The following is an 18,116-nucleotide window of genomic DNA, read 5'->3' as shown; positions in this document are numbered from 1 at the left end:
ATTAGAAAAGTAAAGAATAAAGTAGGTAAATCAAATTGTTATGAAGTAGTAAATATAGATGAATACAAAGACTTGAAAGACTTAATAAATAAAGCATTACAAGATTGTATGACACAAATACAACTCGCCAACTCGCCACAAACTAACCTTACTCAAAAAACGAAGTCAATCAAAATAAAATCAACTAGTTAAGTGTAAAAAGTAAAAATAATCCAAAAAATAACATACACCAAAAAATAATTATTAACCATAAACAAAATTCCCCCTTTTGGGGTTAGGGGGCTTATGAAACAACTACACTTAAAAAACGAAAGCTATCGAGAAATACACAAGGATTTTAAAAACTGGTTGGATATATTAGGTTATGCGGAGAGTACACAAAAAAGTTTACCCAATCACCTCAAAGAGTTTTTTTATTACTTGGAAGAATACCAAATCAATCTAATAAATGTACAAACAATAAAAAACTACTATCATCATCTAAAAACCCGAAACAATCAAACCCGAGACGGAGGACTTTCCAACACCTATCTCAACAAGCACATACAAGCACTCATCAAATTGAACGACTACCTCAAAGCACACAACGCCAAACCACTTCCCATACATCTAAAACGAGAGGAATACAACCAAAGAGACTCTTTACAAATCCTCACCCAAGAAGAAATTAAACAATTATTTAAAGCTACAGAATACAGTAATGAACAGGAGCGAATTAGAAAAAGAGACAAAGTGATACTGGTATTGTTATACAGTTGTGGACTACGACGAAATGAAGCGATAAACCTTGAAATCAAAGATATATTATTCGACAAAGAACGAATTTATGTTAGAAAAGGAAAAAACTATAAAGAAAGATATGTGCCAATCAACGATTACAATTTAAAGATTATTGAAGAATACATTTACGACTTTAGACCAACTTTTTACAATTATAAACAAACCGAATATCTATTAATCAATTACAGAGGGACACAGTTATTAGGACAAACACTATGCAACAGATTAAGAGCCATAGAAAAAGCAAGCGGTATTAGGGAAAGCCCCTCCTATGGAGGGGTTGGGGAGGCTCACACCGCATATACTACGCCACTCAATAGCAACGCATTTACTCGAAAAAGGTGCCAACATCGAAACCATCAGTCAATTTTTAGGGCATAGTTCTTTAGAAAGCACACAAATTTATACCCACTTATTAGAAGATAAATCAAAAGAAAAAGGCAATGAACAACTTCATACATTACTTAGAGAAAAACGGCTACAGCAACAAGAGTTTTCCAATATTCCAAAGGGCTATCGCTCGCCTAGATATATGGATGAATAATTTTGGAACTACTAAAGAAAGCATAGATTACAAAACATTCTTAAAATACATCGAACAGCTTAAAAAAACAGGAATAAAAACCAACACTTTACAAAGCTACATTGGGAACTTAAAAATATACTTCAACTACTTACAAGAAGAAAATTACAGAGTAGATAATCCAATAGAAACAATCAACATCAAAGGAAAAGTAAAAACAGTACTAGGACATTTATTAACAGCAGACGAGTTAGAGGATTTATATTATAGTTACGAAACTACAGCCAATGATCTAGCCAGAAAACGAAACAAAATTATTATAGGATTATTGGTTTATCAAGGTTTACACACCAAGGAATTACAACACTTAAAAGAAGAACACGTAGAACTTTACAAAGGCAAAATACACATTCCACAAACCACAAAAACCAACGCAAGAACATTAGAATTAAAACCGTGGCAACTAATGGAATTTATGGAGTATATACAACAAATAAGACCACAGATTGTACCTAAACACGAAGAAAATTTATTTACAAGTAATTATGGTAACACTAACATCAGCAATGTTTTAAAAAAGTTAAGTGATGAATTAAAGCTAATCAATTACAATTATCAAAATGCAATCCAAATCAGAAATAGTGTGATAGTAAACTGGCTTAAAATCCACAACTTAAGAAAAACCCAATATCTTGCAGGACATCGTTACATCAGCTCAACAGAAAGGTATCAGCAAGACAACTTGGAAGAACTTCACGAAATGATAAACACTTTTCATCCAATCAAATAATCTTCCAAAGAAAAGGACACTATCCTACAAAGTGTGTAAGTTAAAAAGTTTAGGCTTGGATTTTATAATCTGAGCCTTTTTTCAAATATAAGATTAAATTGGTTTAAAACAATACCCCAATTTTGTATTGGCATCGACCATTTTTTAGTTGCTTCTTTTAAGGCAAGGTAAACCGATTTTATTACCGCCTCATCTGTTGGAAACGACATTTTGTTTTTGGTGTACTTGCGAATTTTCCCATTAAGATTTTCAATTAAATTTGTGGTATAAATAATTTTGCGGATTTCTAACGGGAAGTCAAAAAAGATGGTTAATTCGTCCCAATTTTCCCTCCAAGATTTGATAGCATATCCATATTTAGATTCCCATTTTTGAGCAAAATCTTCTAGAGCTAACTCGGCGGCTTGTTTTGTTGGTGCTGTATAGACTAGTTTCATGTCGGTTGTAAATTGCTTTTTATCTTTCCATACGACATATCTACAAGCATTTCTTATTTGGTGAACCACACAAATCTGTGTTTGTGATTCAGGAAAAACAGAACGTATGGTTTGAGTAAATCCGTTTAAATTATCGGTAGCCGTTATTAAAATATCTTCCACTCCGCGGGCTTTTAAATCGGTTAAAACACTCATCCAGAAGCTTGAACTTTCATTCTTACCTAACCACATACCAAGAACTTCTTTTCGTCCTTCATGATTAAGTCCTACTGCTAAATAGATAGTTTTATTGATTACTTTTGAGTTTTCACGAACTTTGAAAACAATTCCATCCATCCAAACAATTAAGTAAACTTCATCTAATGGTCTGTTTTGCCAGGTTACTATCTCACTTGCTACTGCATTAGTAATTCTTGAAATGGTAGAAGTTGAAATGTCAAAATTATACATTTCTTTGATTTGCTCTTCAATATCACTAACACTCATTCCTTTAGCATAAAATGAAATGATAACATTCTCTAAACCATCAATAATATTATGTCTTTTAGGGACTAAAACAGGTTCAAAACTACCTTCTCTATCTCTTGGGACTTTAATTTGATCTTCTCCAAAGGAAGTCTTAATCTTCTTGGTTCCATGACCATTACGATAATTGCCGTCAGAGGTTTTTTGATGTTTTTCGGTATCTAAGTGAGCATCTAGTTCGGCATTGAGCATGTGTTCTACTGCTCGTTTATGCATTTGCTTAAAAAAGGAAGATAAATCTTCTCCATTTTTAAAGGATTTAAAAAAATCCTTGTTGTTTAATAAGTCTTCTTTGTCTATCATAACTATGTAAATATATAAAACGTTAAAAAGTTATTTCCGAAAAATTTTAGCTCTTTTAAGCGAGCTAATTTTTCAGAATAACTTTTTAACTTACACAGTTTGTGTTATACTGCCGGATGAAAAGTGTTTATCATTTCGTGAAGTTCTTCTAAATTGTCTTGTTGGTAGCGTTCTGTACTGCTGATATATCTATGTCCTGCTAGATATTGGGTTTTTCGAAGATTGTTTGATTTGAGCCAGTTTACTATTACACTGTTTCTGATTTGGATTGCGTTTTGATAATTGTAGTTGATTAGCTTTAATTCATCACTTAGCTTTTTTAATACGTTGCTGATGTTTGTATTTCCATAACTTGATGTAAATAGAGCTTCCCCAACCCCTCCACAGGAGGGGCTTTCCTAATACCGCTTGCTTTTTCTATGGCTCTTAATCTGTTGCATAGTGTTTGTCCTAATAACTGTATCCCTCTGTAATTGATTAATAGATATTCGGTTTGTTTATAATTGTAAAAAGTTGGTCTAAAGTCGTAAATGTATTCTTCAATAATCTTTAAATTGTAATCGTTGATTGGCACATATCTTTCTTTATAGTTTTTTCCTTTTCTAACATAAATTCGTTCTTTGTCGAATAATATATCTTTGATTTCAAGGTTTATCGCTTCATTTCGTCGTAGTCCACAACTGTATAATAACACTAAAATTACTTTATCTCTTTTTCTAATTCGCTCCTGTTCATTACTGTATTCTGTAGCTTTAAATAATTGTTTAATTTCTTCTTGGGTGAGGATTTGTAAAGAGTCTCTTTGGTTGTATTCCTCTCGTTTTAGATGTATGGGAAGTGGTTTGGCGTTGTGTGCTTTGAGGTAGTCGTTCAATTTGATGAGTGCTTGTATGTGCTTGTTGAGATAGGTGTTGGAAAGTCCTCCGTCTCGGGTTTGATTGTTTCGGGTTTTTAGATGATGATAGTAGTTTTTTATTGTTTGTACATTTATTAGATTGATTTGGTATTCTTCCAAGTAATAAAAAAACTCTTTGAGGTGATTGGGTAAACTTTTTTGTGTACTCTCCGCATAACCTAATATATCCAACCAGTTTTTAAAATCCTTGTGTATTTCTCGATAGCTTTCGTTTTTTAAGTGTAGTTGTTTCATAAGCCCCCTAACCCCAAAAGGGGGAATTTTGTTTATGGTTAATAATTATTTTTTGGTGTATGTTATTTTTTGGATTATTTTTACTTTTTACACTTAACTAGTTGATTTTATTTTGATTGACTTCGTTTTTTGAGTAAGGTTAGTTTGTGGCGAGTTGGCGAGTTGTATTTGTGTCATACAATCTTGTAATGCTTTATTTATTAAGTCTTTCAAGTCTTTGTATTCATCTATATTTACTACTTCATAACAATTTGATTTACCTACTTTATTCTTTACTTTTCTAATCTAGTTTTCTAGTAATAATTGTGTGTTGTATCGTCTAAGTGTGGTTTCTTTTACTCTTAAATTTCTTCTTATTTCGCTATTGGAAAATTGAGTTTGATTACTTTGATTTAAATATTCTTTTAGGTTTTCTAAATGGTTTCTGCACGCTCCTGATAAACTATCGCTTTTTCTAAGTAACACTTCTTTGATGAGTTCGTTGGCTTCTTGTATATCTTCTACTGATGTTTCTATATATTCCTCTCCTGTTTCTTTGTCGATGTGGTGGAACTTTTGGTATTGTTTGTAAAAGGTAATGGCTTCTATAAATTGTAAATAATGGGCGTTGGTTCTTCGAGGTTTAAAGACGGATTGAGGAAGTGTTAAGTGCATTGCAAAAGGATTTCTTACCGTTATGGTTTTGAGTAGTCTTTGTGCATTTTGAAGTAACATTTTAGTTTGTATTTCTTCTTCATAATTGATTTGTCCTGCTGACACGGCACGCTGGTAGAACATAATTTTTTCATCCTGCTCCTGGCTTTCATCGATGTATAATAAAAAACTTCGATTACTATTATCCTCGTAGATGCTTTCTTGTGTAGTACAACCACTCACACTTACAGGACCTTCCACCGTTAAATGGATGGTTTGAGTAGTGCCTTTTTGATCTTTATGTACTAATGTTTTGGTAATTTTTTTCTTTGATTGTAATTCACGAAGTGGATAGAGTACACTTTCTGCTCCGTCTAAATCTTCAATTAAAATCAGTTTGTTTTGTAATTCCGTACGATTGAAGTAATAAAAGGCGTTTGCACTTAAAACGGTCATTTCTATTTTATCTTCTTCGGGGATGAGTTCTGCGACTTTTGACTGTAAATGTGTTTTTCCTATTCCGCTACTTCCAAGACTTATACAATGTAACGGATTGTTGGTTTTTCTTGAGGTAAAGATTAAGTACATTAACAAGCGGTTGATTTCTTCTCCGATTACTCCGCTTTTCCAATTAATTCTTGTGTATTTGCTATTAAATTTTCTTGTGCTAAAAATTCCTTTGCTTGTTTAATCTCTTTCTCAGTTAAACTTTTGACTTTCGACTTTTGACTTTCGACTGTTCTTTCTACTTCTTGTAATCTGTAATTTTCCAGTTCGTTGGTTAAGCTGTCTAAATCCCGTCTTACTATGGTGGTGCCTATTTCTAATCGCTCTGCTACTTTTCTAGTCAATTTCTCTATACTGGTGTCGTTGTATAAATCTATATTCTGCCTTAGAACTTGTTCGCTTTTTAGTTTTTGTATTCCTAATGTTACTCGTAAGGCTTCTAAATTGTTGAATCTGATACCGTCTAAATGGCTATTTTTAAGTGTTTGGTTTCGTAGAGGTAGTGGTTGGGATTAGATGTGTTGAGATTTGACATATTTTGTATAATTATTTATTATCTGCGTAATATTTTCAGCAATATTAGGTAATATTATACAATCAGTCAAGTATTATTTTATTTTTTTATTACAATAAATGATTACTTTTGCAGAACATAATACGATTAACCCCTTATTTTATTACATATTATGAAGTTTGGCGAAAAAATAACACAATTAAAAAAAGCTAAAAACCTTTCACAGATTGCACTTGCTGATGCAACTGGTATTTCTAGAGATGCAATTTCTAAATACGAACGTGGTGATGCTATACCATCAGTTGAGTATGCAAAACGTATAGCTGATGTTTTAGGTGTTTCTTTGGATTATTTAGCAGGAGAAGAAGATAAAGAAGAAGTTTTAGATAATGAAGCAGTAAAAAGAATCAAAGAAATTCAAAAATTACCTCAAGCTGAAAAAGAAAAAATATACTCTGTGGTAGATGCTTTAATTCGTGACCATAAAACTAAAAAAGCTTACTCCTCATAACAACCCACAAAAAAACACGCCCGTAAGCGTGTTCTTATATCCTTTTATTTTACTTAACATACTGTGTGTCCTACTGTTGTGGGCACAGAATGCAATTCTGCGCTAACGATACCGCATATCTGCGCGATCGGGTTTATTAGATAATATATGCGTGTTTCAGAATTTTAAGATATAGTAAAAAGCAGTAGCAATTATTTATAAAATTGCTACTGCTTTTAGTTAATATTATAAAACTTCAGTAAATAGATTTACTTAATCTGACCACTCGAAAGATTCGAGCGGTAGCGGGGATTCGGGCGGGAGTGGTGACGCTTTTTGCTAAAATTATTGTGGAAAGTGCACGGTTGCTCTTACTTAGCTTCTTATACATTTTAAAATTGATGAATCAAAAAAACATAATTATTATCATAGAAATTTAAACTTAGGTAAATATTGTTATAAATAAAATTTAGCTCTGAAAAATTGGGTTGAATATTATTTCCCCAGTTATAATGATAAGTTTCTCTATAATATATTTTCTCTTTTTTATTAATAAATTTGAAAGAATAAAAATCTTTAAAATAGTAAGTTTGGCATTGAGATAAATCAGTATTTTCTATGTACTCCTGAATACTTTTAAATTCCAAACAATATGAATTAGTATTTACTTTTTTAATCTCGAATTCCAAGGGTTTGATTTCTTTTTCAACAGCTATTAAATAATATTTTTTTTTAGATTTAATTAAAAAGTGCCTACTAATCTTATTGTTATTTTCATGAAATGAAATTTTAATCAATTTAAAAGTATTAGAATCAATTTTAACATCAGACTCATTAACCAAATACTTTTTGTCTTGTTTGTAATAAATAGTATCCATATGTAGAAGCCTTTTCTTAGATTTATCAAAGAAAGATAATTTAGTCATTTCCTGATTTTCGTATTTTGTTTCAACATAAAAATTTGTATTTGATTTACTTTTGTTGATTGGCTCTAACTTTTGAATATTAAAATCTTCGCCAATTATAACATGCTCATTTTGTCTAATACATGAGAGAAATAAAAAAACAAATAATAATATAGTTATTTTATGATTTTTTTCATCTGGCTTCTTTGTTGATGGCGTTATAGTAACAGGAGTTTCTTTTTTTTCTTCTACAGGTTTGTGTTTTACATCTAAAGTTGAAGAAGGATTACCAAAAACATTAATTTTTAAATTACCATAATTTTGGTTTAAAACTCCACTAGGCAAAGCTGTAGACCATTTACCTGCGCCTTTTTTTGTCCTTCATCTGCTACTTTTTTAGCTGTATCATCAATTACTTTTGCTTTAACCGCTTTTTTTTGCAATATTCACGGATTCTTTAGCTGTCTTATCCACTTTTTTAGAATATTTTGCAATTCTTTCTGCACTTTCACCATTTTTCACTTTGTTAATGAATTTTTTTGACTGCTCAGCGAGTTTTTTATTCGACTTTGCCAAATCTTTCATTAAATCACCGGCTCTATCACCAAGTCCAAACTCATATAGTGTTGATATTGCTGAACTTAAAAGAACATTTCCATAATCTTCTTTCATTTTTGCAAAGCTAAAATTCCCATCATCATCATCATATTTTCCTGAAACTACATTCTTCATAATTTCACTAGTTGTATTTTTAATCATACTAGCGGTCATCTTACCTATTGTAGATCTTCCGATTCTTGCAAGTCTAGCAGCAGTTTGTGTCCCAGATGGCAAAAAAACCGAGACTGCGGTTGATTAACCCCTTCATAAGTAGCTCCTTTCCAATTAACTTTCTTGAAAGCAGTTGTCGCATCGTCTCCTTTTACAAGATTTGTCATAAAATCAAGACCAACTTCAACTCCAAAAGCAACAACCCCTTCAAAAATTGCGGTAATAGGATCTTTACCATCAGGATCTTGGTTGTTAAGAATTACTTTGTGTTATTTCTGCATCATCTGATAATTGATAAATCCCTGTCTTTTTACCACCTATTTCCTCCAATGACAAAAATTTTTTTTCTACAAGTAAAGAGAGTTCTTTTGATACATACTCCATATCATAACATTTCTTTTTATGTATAGGATGAGAATTTACAAACTGAAAAAATTTCCATAAAGAAAATTTAATTTCATTTCTTGTTAAAAGTGTAACATCATATTCACATAATATGTTATCTTTTTTTAAAGTACACCCTGAACCATGATAATAATAACTGTACTCATTAATAAAACCAATTTTATCAAATAAGACTCCAGCCTTACGCCAAGGATTAATCCTAAGCTGATATTTAGCCATTAGTTTTTGCTCAAAATCTCTAATCATTTGAACATAATCATCTAATATCTCTTTCATATTTAAAACATACCATCTAATATCTGTTGAACTTTATCTGGAAATCTTTTGTAGGCTTCTTCTAAACCATATTCTATAGCATCCAAAGATTTTTGGGCTATTTTAGCAGCTTCAACTCTATGATGCCCATCTAGTATATATCTTTTACCTTTATAAACGAAGACCTCAATTGACTCTACAGCATCAAAAATATTTTTTGATTTTAATCTCTCTACTAAGGCAGCAATACGTTCCGAACTTTGAGCTGCTTTACCTGCAATTTGCTCAGTACTTACCAATGTTTGTAATGTTTTACTAGAATATTGAGTAAATTTAATAAGTCCACCACCACCAATAAATTCTAGACCTCCAGCACCACCCGTTGCTTTAAATCTAACAAATCTTACTGCATAACCATCATCATTTACTTCATATTCACGACCGTCTTTTTCTGCGATTCTTAGTCTAGTAATGTCTAATTTATTCCACCAATAATCATCTGAATATCTAGATGTTATAGGTTTGTCAAATAAAGGCTTTTTAGGTTTAAAATCAACAAAGTCTTTTTTTAGATCTCTTTTAGATTCCTTTTTAGTTCGTGTAGTTTCAATTACTACTTCAGCTAATATAATAGGTTTTTCATTAGACCCTTTACCTGACTCAAATCCAGTTTTATTCTGTTGCTTATCTTTCGTAGGTGAAGATTCTAAACCTTCTAATTCAACCATATCAATTACCCTGTTTTCACTAAATGCATATGGAGAGTTCCACGGATATATTACTTCAAGAGGATCCGTTGCAAAAAACCTTCCCACCCTAGGGTCGTGCATTCTAAAGGTATAGTTGAGCGAGTTTCCTTCCCCTTTAATTTGGTCATCTTTTTCTTGTCCTTGGAATCCGTAACGGTAGTCTTTACTGTATCCGTGCCTATTAGGAACGAGTGAACCAAAAGGGTCAAAACTACTGCGTTTTTTTGCTGGGTGTTCGTTAGTTTAGGTATACTTTTTCCTGAACTTCAGTTCAATTTTTTTAAGAACGTCTCCTTTTCATCTGCATTACTGCTCAAAAATAAGTCTTTTTAGTGTTAGTTGTATTCTTTAGTGTAAAAAAGTTATTTGTGGCTCATATCACCTATAAATGCGTGATATTGGTATTTATGAGTGCTTTCTGCTATAAAACATCTTGCATATATCCTTTTTACATCCATAAGAAAAAGTGGGCTCAAGTGGGCTCAAGTGGGCTCAAGTGGGCTCAAGTGGGCTTATCGTGGGCTTATCGTGGGCTTATCCTCGGGACATCTACGAGACATCCTCGGCTAAAATATAAATCGTTTTTATCATCGGTTAAACAAGGCAAGTACAAAACAGTCTTCGAGTGTTTGCCTGTAGTCGGCAGGTTCTTTAGTCAACCGTAGCTCGATTTTTAAAGAAGATTGCCATTCGGTTAATTCTCTTATGGAACGATACACATTAAAAGGCAATCTTCTTTAAAAATGAGCCCTGCGGAGCTTGCGGAGCAGTTTTGCGGTTCTACATTAACACCCCCAAGCACCGCAGGGAAGTAAAAAAGGCGTTAGGCGATTAGTGGTATAAAAAAGCCTTTTTACTTACCGAGGAGCGAAGTGGCGGTGTTGTGGCAATGTACCGAAGCCTGCGACACGGGATGCGGACGAGGAGGAACGACGAGGAGCAATGTGGCGCAGTGTGCTGAAAGCATAGCCCTGAAGCGTAACGCAGTGGAGCAAATCTATTTCGGCGTAGCTTCGCTACACCTTGCAGGGCGTACTGAGAGTACAGGGAGCAACCGCCATATTAACAAGGGGCGACAGATGCAAAGACGGCTTGGCGTTGGATGGTGCGTGGGGAGCGGTCTTGCAGATGTAGTAGCCCCGACGAGCGCAGGAAGTGAACGTGTGAAGACGAGGACAAGCGAACCAGTATATAAAACGGCTCTTGCGAGGCACGAAGCAATCAGAGTGGTTTTATATACTGGTTTGCTTGTGGACTGTGCAACGGAGAGCAGTCATTGCGAGGTACGAAGCAAACTGAACGACTGGAACAGCCGAGCGGAACAAAGAGAACGACCGGAGGGAGACCGCTTGATTGCTTTTCTTTGGAAGATTATTTGATTGGATGAAAAGTGTTTATCATTTCGTGAAGTTCTTCCAAGTTGTCTTGCTGATACCTTTCTGTTGAGCTGATGTAACGATGTCCTGCAAGATATTGGGTTTTTCTTAAGTTGTGGATTTTAAGCCAGTTTACTATCACACTATTTCTGATTTGGATTGCATTTTGATAATTGTAATTGATTAGCTTTAATTCATCACTTAACTTTTTTAAAACATTGCTGATGTTAGTGTTACCATAATTACTTGTAAATAAATTTTCTTCGTGTTTAGGTACAATCTGTGGTCTTATTTGTTGTATATACTCCATAAATTCCATTAGTTGCCACGGTTTTAATTCTAATGTTCTTGCGTTGGTTTTTGTGGTTTGTGGAATGTGTATTTTGCCTTTGTAAAGTTCTACGTGTTCTTCTTTTAAGTGTTGTAATTCCTTGGTGTGTAAACCTTGATAAACCAATAATCCTATAATAATTTTGTTTCGTTTTCTGGCTAGATCATTGGCTGTAGTTTCGTAACTATAATATAAATCCTCTAACTCGTCTGCTGTTAATAAATGTCCTAGTACTGTTTTTACTTTTCCTTTGATGTTGATTGTTTCTATTGGATTATCTACTCTGTAATTTTCTTCTTGTAAGTAGTTGAAGTATATTTTTAAGTTCCCAATGTAGCTTTGTAAAGTGTTGGTTTTTATTCCTGTTTTTTTAAGCTGTTCGATGTATTTTAAGAATGTTTTGTAATCTATGCTTTCTTTAGTAGTTCCAAAATTATTCATCCATATATCTAGGCGAGCGATAGCCCTTTGGAATACTGGAAAACTCTTGGTGCTGTAGCTGTTTTTCTCTAAGTAATGTGTGAAGTTGTTCATTGCCTTTTTCTTTTGATTTATCTTCTAATAAGTGAGTATAAATTTGTGTGCTTTCTAAACTGCTATGTCCTAAAAATTGACTGATAGTTTCGATGTTGGCTCCTTTTTCGAGTAAATGCGTTGCTATTGAGTGGCGTAGTATATGTGGCGTTATTTGCTTTTTTATAATGCTTTTATCTTGTGTAGTAGTTGCTATTTCGTTTAATCTGTTGGATAAACTTTGCCCTTGTAATGGTTTGCCTCGATAGTTAATTAATAGATATTCTGTTTGTTTGTAGTTGTAAAATGCTGGTCTATAATCGTAAATGTATTCTTCTATAATTTTTAAATTGTACTGGTTTATGGGTACATAGCGTTCTTTATAGTTTTTCCCTTTCTTTACAAAAATTCGTTCTTTGTCAAACAAGATGTCCTTAATTTTTAGATTAATAACTTCGTTTCTTCTAAGTCCGCAACTATACAATAACACTAAAATTACTTTATCTCGCTTGCGTATTCTTTCCTGTTCATTACTGTATTCTGTTGCTTTAAATAATAGTTTGATTTCTTCTTGGGTAAGTATTTGTAAACTATCTCTTTGACTGTATTCTTCTCTTTTTAAATGTATGGGTAAGGCTTTGGCGTTGTGTTCTTTTAGGTAATCGTTGAACTTAAATAGTGCTTGTATGTGTTTGTTTAAGTACGCTTTAGATAATCCGCCTTCTCTTACTTGACTCTCTCTTGTTTTTAGATGGCTGTAGTAGTCTTTTATAATCTGAACATTAATTAAACTAATTTGATTGATATTTTCGTTTTCCAAGTAATGTAAAAACTCTCGTAGGTGACTGGGTAAGTTTTTTATAGTGCTATCGCTATAACCGAGTATGTCTAACCAGTTTTCAAAATCCTGTACTATAGCTTTATAACTTTCATTTTTTATAGGGGTATATACTGTTTTTTGCATCCTGATAATTTTTTAGGTTTAACTTGCTGATTTTGTTGGTTTTGTTCTCGCCACTTTGGGGTGGTTAGTTGTAGGCGTTGTGGCGGCATCGAGTCGATGCAGACAATCATTTAAAGCGTTGTTTATTAATCGCTTAAGGTCTTGGTATTCTTCGGGATTACTGATTTCATAGGCATAGGCTTTTGTAGTTTTGTTTTGTACTTTCTTGATGTAGTTTTCTAATAATAGTTGATTGTTATATCTTCTGAGTGTGGTTTCTTTTACTCTTAAATTTCTTCTGATTTCACTATTGGTAAACTGGGTTTGATTTTGTTTTTTAAGGTATTCTTTTAGATTTTCAAGGTGATTTCTACACGCTCCGCTCAAACTGTCGCTTTTTCTAAGCAATACTTCTTTTATCAGTTCGTTGGCTTCTTGTATGTCTTCTATGCTGGTTTCTATATATTCTTCGCCTGTTGCTGTGTCGATATGATGGAACTTTTGGTATTGTTTGTAAAAAGTGATAGCTTCTATAAATTGTAAATAATGGGCGTTGGTTCTTCGTGGTTTAAACACTGCCACGGGCAGAGCGAGATACATTGCGTAAGGATTTCTTACTGTTATCGTTTTTAATAATCGTTGACAGTTTTGAAGTAGTATTTTAGCTTTTAGTTCTTCTTCTTGGTTTATATCGCCTGCGGAGGCTCTCCGCTGATAGGTCATAATTTTATTATCCTGCTCGTGGCTTTCATCAATGTATAATAAAAAACTTCGGTTACTATTATCTTCGTAGATGCTTTCCTGTGTGGTGCATCCGCTAACGCATACAGGACCTTCCACAGTTAAGTGCATTGTTTTAGTAGTGCCTTTTTGGTCTTTGTGGACTACTGTTTTTGTGATTTTCTTTTTAGATTGTAGTTCACGAAGTGGATAGAGTACGCTTTCTGCTCCGTCTAAATCTTCTATTAAAATGAGCTTATGACATAATTCGGTACGATTAAAATAATAAAACGCATTGGGACTTAAAACCGTCATTTCTATTTTGTCTTCCTCGGGTATCAGCTCTGATACTTTGCTTTGCAAATGGGTTTTTCCTGCTCCCGAACTCCCCAGTGATATACATTGTAACGGATTATTGGTTTTTCTACTGGTAAAAATTAAGTACATCATTAAACGATTTAGTTCCTCACCAATTACCCCCCGATATTCCTATAAGCTCATTGGTTTTTGCTAATAAATTTTCTTGTGCTAAAAATTCCTTTGCTTCTTTGATTTCTTTTTCAGTTAATACTTTTACTTGCTTTTGGTATTGTTTGCCTTGTTGTTCAACTTCTTGTAATCGGTAAGTTTCCAGTTCATTGGTTAATGCTTCTAAATCTCTTCTTACGATTGTTGTGCCTATTTCTAATCGTTCGGCTACTTTTCTAGTGAGTTTCTCAATGCTTGTATCATTGTATAAATCGATGTTTTGTCTTAAAACTTGTTCTGACTTTAGTTTTTGGATTCCGAGTGTTACTCGCAAGGCTTCTAAATTGTTAAACCTGATACCGCCTAATATGGATATTTTTAAGTGTTTGGTTTCAAAAATGTAGTGGTTGGGATTAGATGTGTTGAGATTTGACATATTTTGTATAATTATTTATTATCTGCGTAATATTTTCAGCAATATTAGGTAATATTATACAATCAGTCAAGTATTATTTTATTTTTTTATTACAATAAATGATTACTTTTGCAGAACATAATACGATTAACCCCTTATTTTATTACATATTATGAAGTTTGGCGAAAAAATAACACAATTAAAAAAAGCTAAAAACCTTTCACAGATTGCACTTGCTGATGCAACTGGTATTTCTAGAGATGCAATTTCTAAATACGAACGTGGTGATGCTATACCATCAGTTGAGTATGCAAAACGTATAGCTGATGTTTTAGGTGTTTCTTTGGATTATTTAGCAGGAGAAGAAGATAAAGAAGAAGTTTTAGATAATGAAGCAGTAAAAAGAATCAAAGAAATTCAAAAATTACCTCAAGCTGAAAAAGAAAAAATATACTCTGTGGTAGATGCTTTAATTCGTGACCATAAAACTAAAAAAGCTTACTCCTCATAACAACCCACAAAAAAACACGCCCGTAAGCGTGTTCTTATATCCTTTTATTTTATTTAACATACTGTGTGTCCTACTGTTGTGGGCACAGAATGCAATTCATAAGTGTTCGAAACCCTATTTTGGTTTGAAAATATCCTCAACTTGATTTGGGTTTCCACCGCATTTTTCCACAATATCTTTGATGATTAATACTTCTAACTCGTTAGCAAATTTTAGTTTTGGTATTTTGTACCCTTTTAGATTGTTTAGTTTTTTATAAACAGTCAAAAGTATTGCTGTAATTAATGTCATATACATTACAACTCTAATCCCGTTTGTATTTCTAGACATTAAATGACTAAAATTCAAATTCTGTTTGATAAATTTAAAAAACACTTCAATCTCCCATCGCTTTTTGTAAATATCGACAATCTCTTTAGAAGTCAGGTCATTACTATTACTTAAAAAATAGAATATTTCATTACTTTCCTTTTCTCTTGCAATGATTAACCTTAAAAATGAAGTTGTTTTTTTATTTCGTTTATCAAACAATATGATCTTCAAATCTCTTTCAATATATAATCTTTCTGTTTCGTTTTGAACTATTTTAAATTCCTCAACTATATCAAATCGAGTATAATTATTAAGACGAGTAACAAAAATAAAATTCTGGTTATTAAAACTTTCAAATGCACTTCTTGCCTGAAGTCCGCGGTCAAAGACCAATATATTTTCTGGACTTAGGGGACATTCATTTATCAAATCTTTTAAAGCAAAATCTTCAGAAACGAAAGCTTGTTCTGTAAATATCTTTGAGTGTATAGGAACATTCGAAAAAGCCATACTAAATTTCACAAATCTTTTATCTCCTTGTTTGTTAATCTGCATTCCTTCTTCAAATAATTTAGAAGAAATACTGACTAAAGTAGAGTCGAAAGCAATGATGTTGTGCTTTTTATTAAGATATTTATTTTGAAATTGTTTCAAGCAACTTTTGAAAATTGCTTCGAAATAACACGGATTTATAGTAACTAATCGGTCTCTTATCGAATTGTATTTTACTCCGTCAAAACTATTGTTTGCAATACTTTTAAATGCTAATGAATGATAAAATTCCTCCATAACCCTCAGGCTATTATTTTTTACATTTAGCATTGAAAAAAGTAAAAGTTGAAACATCGTTTGCCCATTGAGCTTTTTAACTTGGTAATCAACCTTGTACTTTAATGATAATCTTTCTAATTCCTCTTTTGGAATATAATTTAACACTTCCGAAACTTGCATAGTTTCTTGTAAAATTATAAAATTTAAGGTTTCGAACACTTATGTTTGCAAAATCGCACTAACGTTTACGCTAAGACTCACTTTATGACATTCCCGCGACTACGGGTTATTACGATATTTTTTTATATCTTGATTAAGTTCTGACCTCCATAAAATTTCATTATTGAATCAAATTTTTGAATGTTTTTTTTGTAAAATTTCTCAATTTTATCTATTATCCCTTTTGGTTCATTTAATTTTATTAATGTAATTTCTTTATTAGACTTATTCAATGTTGCAAAAAAGCCTGATTTTACAAAATAAAGAATAGCCCCTCTGGGATGCTTTGTTATATTTACAATATTCTCAAAATCAATATTAGCTTCATTTTCATAGTTATATTTTATTGTAATTATAGTCGTTGGCATTTCCCAAGCATATCTAATTTTTTCATTTTCATATTTACTTTCAAATTTTATTGATATGACTTTAACATTTTTAACAAAAATCATAGTGTCATTTTTAACTCTAAAAAGATTATTAAAATCTTCTACTAAAATTGTTTTTTCTATTATTTTCGTTTTTTTAAAAATAACATAATCAAGTGTTTGAGCTCCTAAAAACTGAAAAGTAAAAGTCAAAATTATTAAATAAAACTTCATTTTTATTTATCTATTAAATTACCCCCAACTACATTTGATCCTGCAGGAATATAATTAGAACCTCCATTTGTTCCATCAAAACCGTGCCCATCTAAATAAAATAGACCTTGAATATTACCTAAAGAATCATAATCGTAGCCTGTAAATATAATACTATGACCTGCACCTCTAAAGCTGTTTTCAAAAGCGTCTGGTCTAAACCATAATTGCAGAGGAGCTCCAATTTGTAAAGTACCATTCCAAATATCTTCACTTGTAACTTTAGTAGCTAAACCTTTATTTATGAGTGGAGCGGCAACACCAAAACCAAGATTTTTACCAGAATTTGTAGACATAACACTAAAATCAGGTGTACCCATCTTAAGATTTATAGCGTCTTTTCCTTTTAATTTTTTATAAGCACTATTGATTCTATATGCAGTAGAGGCATAGCAAACTCCTCCTGGATTTAGTATTTCATCGGATGTATTGTATGTGTTTTTTACTAAAGCTCTCGTTTCTTCATTTGTACTTGCTGAGTAAGGCATTTCTTTATCAGGAGATTGAATAGGTAAGTTTTTATAGAAATTAATAAGACTTATTCCCCATTTGGTTTCATCTGTTTGCTGTTCTGACCTATTACCTGTTTCGCTCCATCCATTTGAACCATAAAACAGATGTGAATCCAAATCGTAATAATCAGCCCCAGCAATGTTTACTGTAGAAACATTATTTTTAACTATTCCATTTCCTAAATCTAAATTAGACGTACCATCATCATTTTTAGTAACACTTGTTGAAGAAATATTAGGATTTGTAGTAGATAAATACTCTAGCCCCTCTAACTCAATGCCGTCCATTACTCTATTCTCACTAAAAGCATAAGGTGAATTATGAGGATATTTGGCTGTAAGTGGATCAACAGCAAAAAACCTTCCCACCCTTGGGTCGTGCATTCTAAAAGTATAATTTAAAGAATTCCCTTCCCCTTTAATTTGGTCATCTTTTTCTTGTCCTTGGAATCCGTAACGGTAGTCTTTACTGTATCCGTGGCGGTTAGGCACGAGCGAACCAAAAGGATAGTAATCATTTCTTTTTAAATCCTTTTGAAATAAAGAGCTTACACATTTTTAAAAAATGTAAATATTACCATATTGGGTAAAAAATGACATTTTTTCGCTGTATTTTTGCATAAAATTTGATGTTAAAATAAGAACAT

18 protein-coding genes and 2 pseudogenes are annotated in these 18,116 nt (G+C 32.4%); 5 read left to right on the top strand and 15 right to left on the bottom strand.

Annotation, left to right across the window (positions count from 1 at the left end; all coding sequences use genetic code 11):
- Nucleotides 1–285 precede the first annotated feature (285 nt).
- From JJC03_RS03700 to JJC03_RS03690, 3 genes are read left to right on the top strand one after another with little or no spacing between them, the layout of a single operon-like run.
- Nucleotides 286–1,161, top strand: a complete 876-nt coding sequence (locus JJC03_RS03700) for a tyrosine-type recombinase/integrase (RefSeq protein WP_235874015.1) — start codon at nucleotides 286–288, stop codon at nucleotides 1,159–1,161.
- The gene (locus JJC03_RS18620; protein WP_235874014.1) at nucleotides 1,052–1,324 is read left to right on the top strand and encodes a tyrosine-type recombinase/integrase; all 273 of its coding nucleotides are present in this window, start codon (nucleotides 1,052–1,054) and stop codon (nucleotides 1,322–1,324) included. The genes JJC03_RS03700 and JJC03_RS18620 overlap by 110 nt, the downstream gene beginning before the upstream one ends.
- Nucleotides 1,317–2,093: a tyrosine-type recombinase/integrase gene (locus JJC03_RS03690; RefSeq protein WP_235874008.1), complete on the top strand. Its 777-nt coding sequence runs from the start codon at nucleotides 1,317–1,319 to the stop codon at nucleotides 2,091–2,093. Before JJC03_RS18620 ends, JJC03_RS03690 begins: the two co-directional genes overlap by 8 nt.
- Nucleotides 2,094–2,155: 62 nt before the next feature.
- Here JJC03_RS03690 and JJC03_RS03685 read toward each other — a convergent pair whose 3' ends face one another.
- From JJC03_RS03685 to JJC03_RS03670, 4 genes are all read right to left on the bottom strand, one after another.
- Entirely contained in the window at nucleotides 2,156–3,358 is a 1,203-nt protein-coding gene (locus JJC03_RS03685) for an IS256 family transposase (protein ID WP_088401338.1), read from the bottom strand.
- A gap of 319 nt (nucleotides 3,359–3,677) precedes the next feature.
- Nucleotides 3,678–4,508 (bottom strand): tyrosine-type recombinase/integrase, encoded by an 831-nt coding sequence (locus tag JJC03_RS03680; protein WP_235874013.1) that lies wholly within the window; start codon nucleotides 4,506–4,508, stop codon nucleotides 3,678–3,680.
- Nucleotides 4,509–4,793: 285 nt separating this feature from the next.
- Nucleotides 4,794–5,729, bottom strand: coding sequence for an MTBMA_p00010-related P-loop-containing protein (locus JJC03_RS03675; RefSeq protein ID WP_235874012.1), 936 nt, complete (start codon nucleotides 5,727–5,729; stop codon nucleotides 4,794–4,796).
- 26 nt (nucleotides 5,730–5,755) lie between these two features.
- Nucleotides 5,756–5,992: a hypothetical protein gene (locus JJC03_RS03670; protein ID WP_235874011.1), complete on the bottom strand. Its 237-nt coding sequence runs from the start codon at nucleotides 5,990–5,992 to the stop codon at nucleotides 5,756–5,758.
- 342 nt (nucleotides 5,993–6,334) lie between these two features.
- On the opposite strand from JJC03_RS03670, the gene JJC03_RS03665 reads away from it, so the two are divergent.
- Complete coding sequence (locus tag JJC03_RS03665) at nucleotides 6,335–6,673, top strand: helix-turn-helix domain-containing protein (protein ID WP_088400566.1); 339 nt, start codon at nucleotides 6,335–6,337, stop codon at nucleotides 6,671–6,673.
- Between the two features lie 371 nt (nucleotides 6,674–7,044).
- On the opposite strand, the gene JJC03_RS03660 is transcribed toward JJC03_RS03665, so the two are convergent.
- The 8 genes and pseudogenes from JJC03_RS03660 to JJC03_RS03625 form a co-directional block, all read right to left on the bottom strand.
- Nucleotides 7,045–7,902, bottom strand: coding sequence for a hypothetical protein (locus JJC03_RS03660; RefSeq protein ID WP_235874010.1), 858 nt, complete (start codon nucleotides 7,900–7,902; stop codon nucleotides 7,045–7,047).
- Between the two features lie 78 nt (nucleotides 7,903–7,980).
- Nucleotides 7,981–8,316, bottom strand: a complete 336-nt coding sequence (locus JJC03_RS03655; protein ID WP_235874009.1) for a hypothetical protein — start codon at nucleotides 8,314–8,316, stop codon at nucleotides 7,981–7,983.
- Nucleotides 8,317–8,580: 264 nt separating this feature from the next.
- Nucleotides 8,581–9,009 (bottom strand): DUF6896 domain-containing protein, encoded by a 429-nt coding sequence (locus tag JJC03_RS03650; protein ID WP_088400572.1) that lies wholly within the window; start codon nucleotides 9,007–9,009, stop codon nucleotides 8,581–8,583.
- Between the two features lie 2 nt (nucleotides 9,010–9,011).
- Nucleotides 9,012–9,935 (bottom strand): annotated as a pseudogene (locus JJC03_RS03645) (ParB N-terminal domain-containing protein); the annotation flags it as partial.
- A gap of 1,173 nt (nucleotides 9,936–11,108) precedes the next feature.
- Nucleotides 11,109–11,885 carry a tyrosine-type recombinase/integrase gene (locus JJC03_RS03640; protein WP_235874008.1) on the bottom strand — a complete coding sequence of 259 codons (777 nt, stop codon included), beginning with the start codon at nucleotides 11,883–11,885 and terminating at the stop codon, nucleotides 11,109–11,111.
- Nucleotides 11,878–12,921: a tyrosine-type recombinase/integrase gene (locus JJC03_RS03635; RefSeq protein WP_235874007.1), complete on the bottom strand. Its 1,044-nt coding sequence runs from the start codon at nucleotides 12,919–12,921 to the stop codon at nucleotides 11,878–11,880. The genes JJC03_RS03640 and JJC03_RS03635 overlap by 8 nt, the downstream gene beginning before the upstream one ends.
- An 18-nt stretch (nucleotides 12,922–12,939) precedes the next feature.
- Nucleotides 12,940–14,070: an MTBMA_p00010-related P-loop-containing protein gene (locus tag JJC03_RS03630; RefSeq protein ID WP_235874006.1), complete on the bottom strand. Its 1,131-nt coding sequence runs from the start codon at nucleotides 14,068–14,070 to the stop codon at nucleotides 12,940–12,942.
- A 16-nt stretch (nucleotides 14,071–14,086) separates the two neighbouring features.
- Entirely contained in the window at nucleotides 14,087–14,524 is a 438-nt protein-coding gene (locus JJC03_RS03625) for a hypothetical protein (RefSeq protein WP_235874005.1), read from the bottom strand.
- 151 nt (nucleotides 14,525–14,675) lie between these two features.
- Between JJC03_RS03625 and JJC03_RS03620 the strand changes: the two genes are divergently transcribed.
- Nucleotides 14,676–15,014 (top strand): helix-turn-helix domain-containing protein, encoded by a 339-nt coding sequence (locus JJC03_RS03620; protein ID WP_088400566.1) that lies wholly within the window; start codon nucleotides 14,676–14,678, stop codon nucleotides 15,012–15,014.
- 114 nt (nucleotides 15,015–15,128) lie between these two features.
- On the opposite strand, the gene JJC03_RS03615 is transcribed toward JJC03_RS03620, so the two are convergent.
- From JJC03_RS03615 to JJC03_RS03605, 3 genes and pseudogenes are all read right to left on the bottom strand, one after another.
- Nucleotides 15,129–16,277, bottom strand: a complete 1,149-nt coding sequence (locus tag JJC03_RS03615) for an IS4 family transposase (RefSeq protein WP_235874004.1) — start codon at nucleotides 16,275–16,277, stop codon at nucleotides 15,129–15,131.
- Between the two features lie 122 nt (nucleotides 16,278–16,399).
- Complete coding sequence (locus tag JJC03_RS03610; protein WP_088444179.1) at nucleotides 16,400–16,918, bottom strand: hypothetical protein; 519 nt, start codon at nucleotides 16,916–16,918, stop codon at nucleotides 16,400–16,402.
- A gap of 2 nt (nucleotides 16,919–16,920) precedes the next feature.
- Nucleotides 16,921–17,970 (bottom strand): annotated as a pseudogene (locus JJC03_RS03605) (RHS repeat-associated core domain-containing protein); the annotation flags it as partial.
- Nucleotides 17,971–18,116 lie beyond the last annotated feature (146 nt).

Origin of the sequence: Flavobacterium oreochromis (genome assembly GCF_019565455.1) — a bacterium.
Classification (GTDB): Bacteria; Bacteroidota; Bacteroidia; order Flavobacteriales; family Flavobacteriaceae; genus Flavobacterium; species Flavobacterium oreochromis.
The sequence above is the reverse complement of the archived record's forward strand: the minus strand, read 5'-3'. Positions and strand labels throughout refer to the sequence as shown.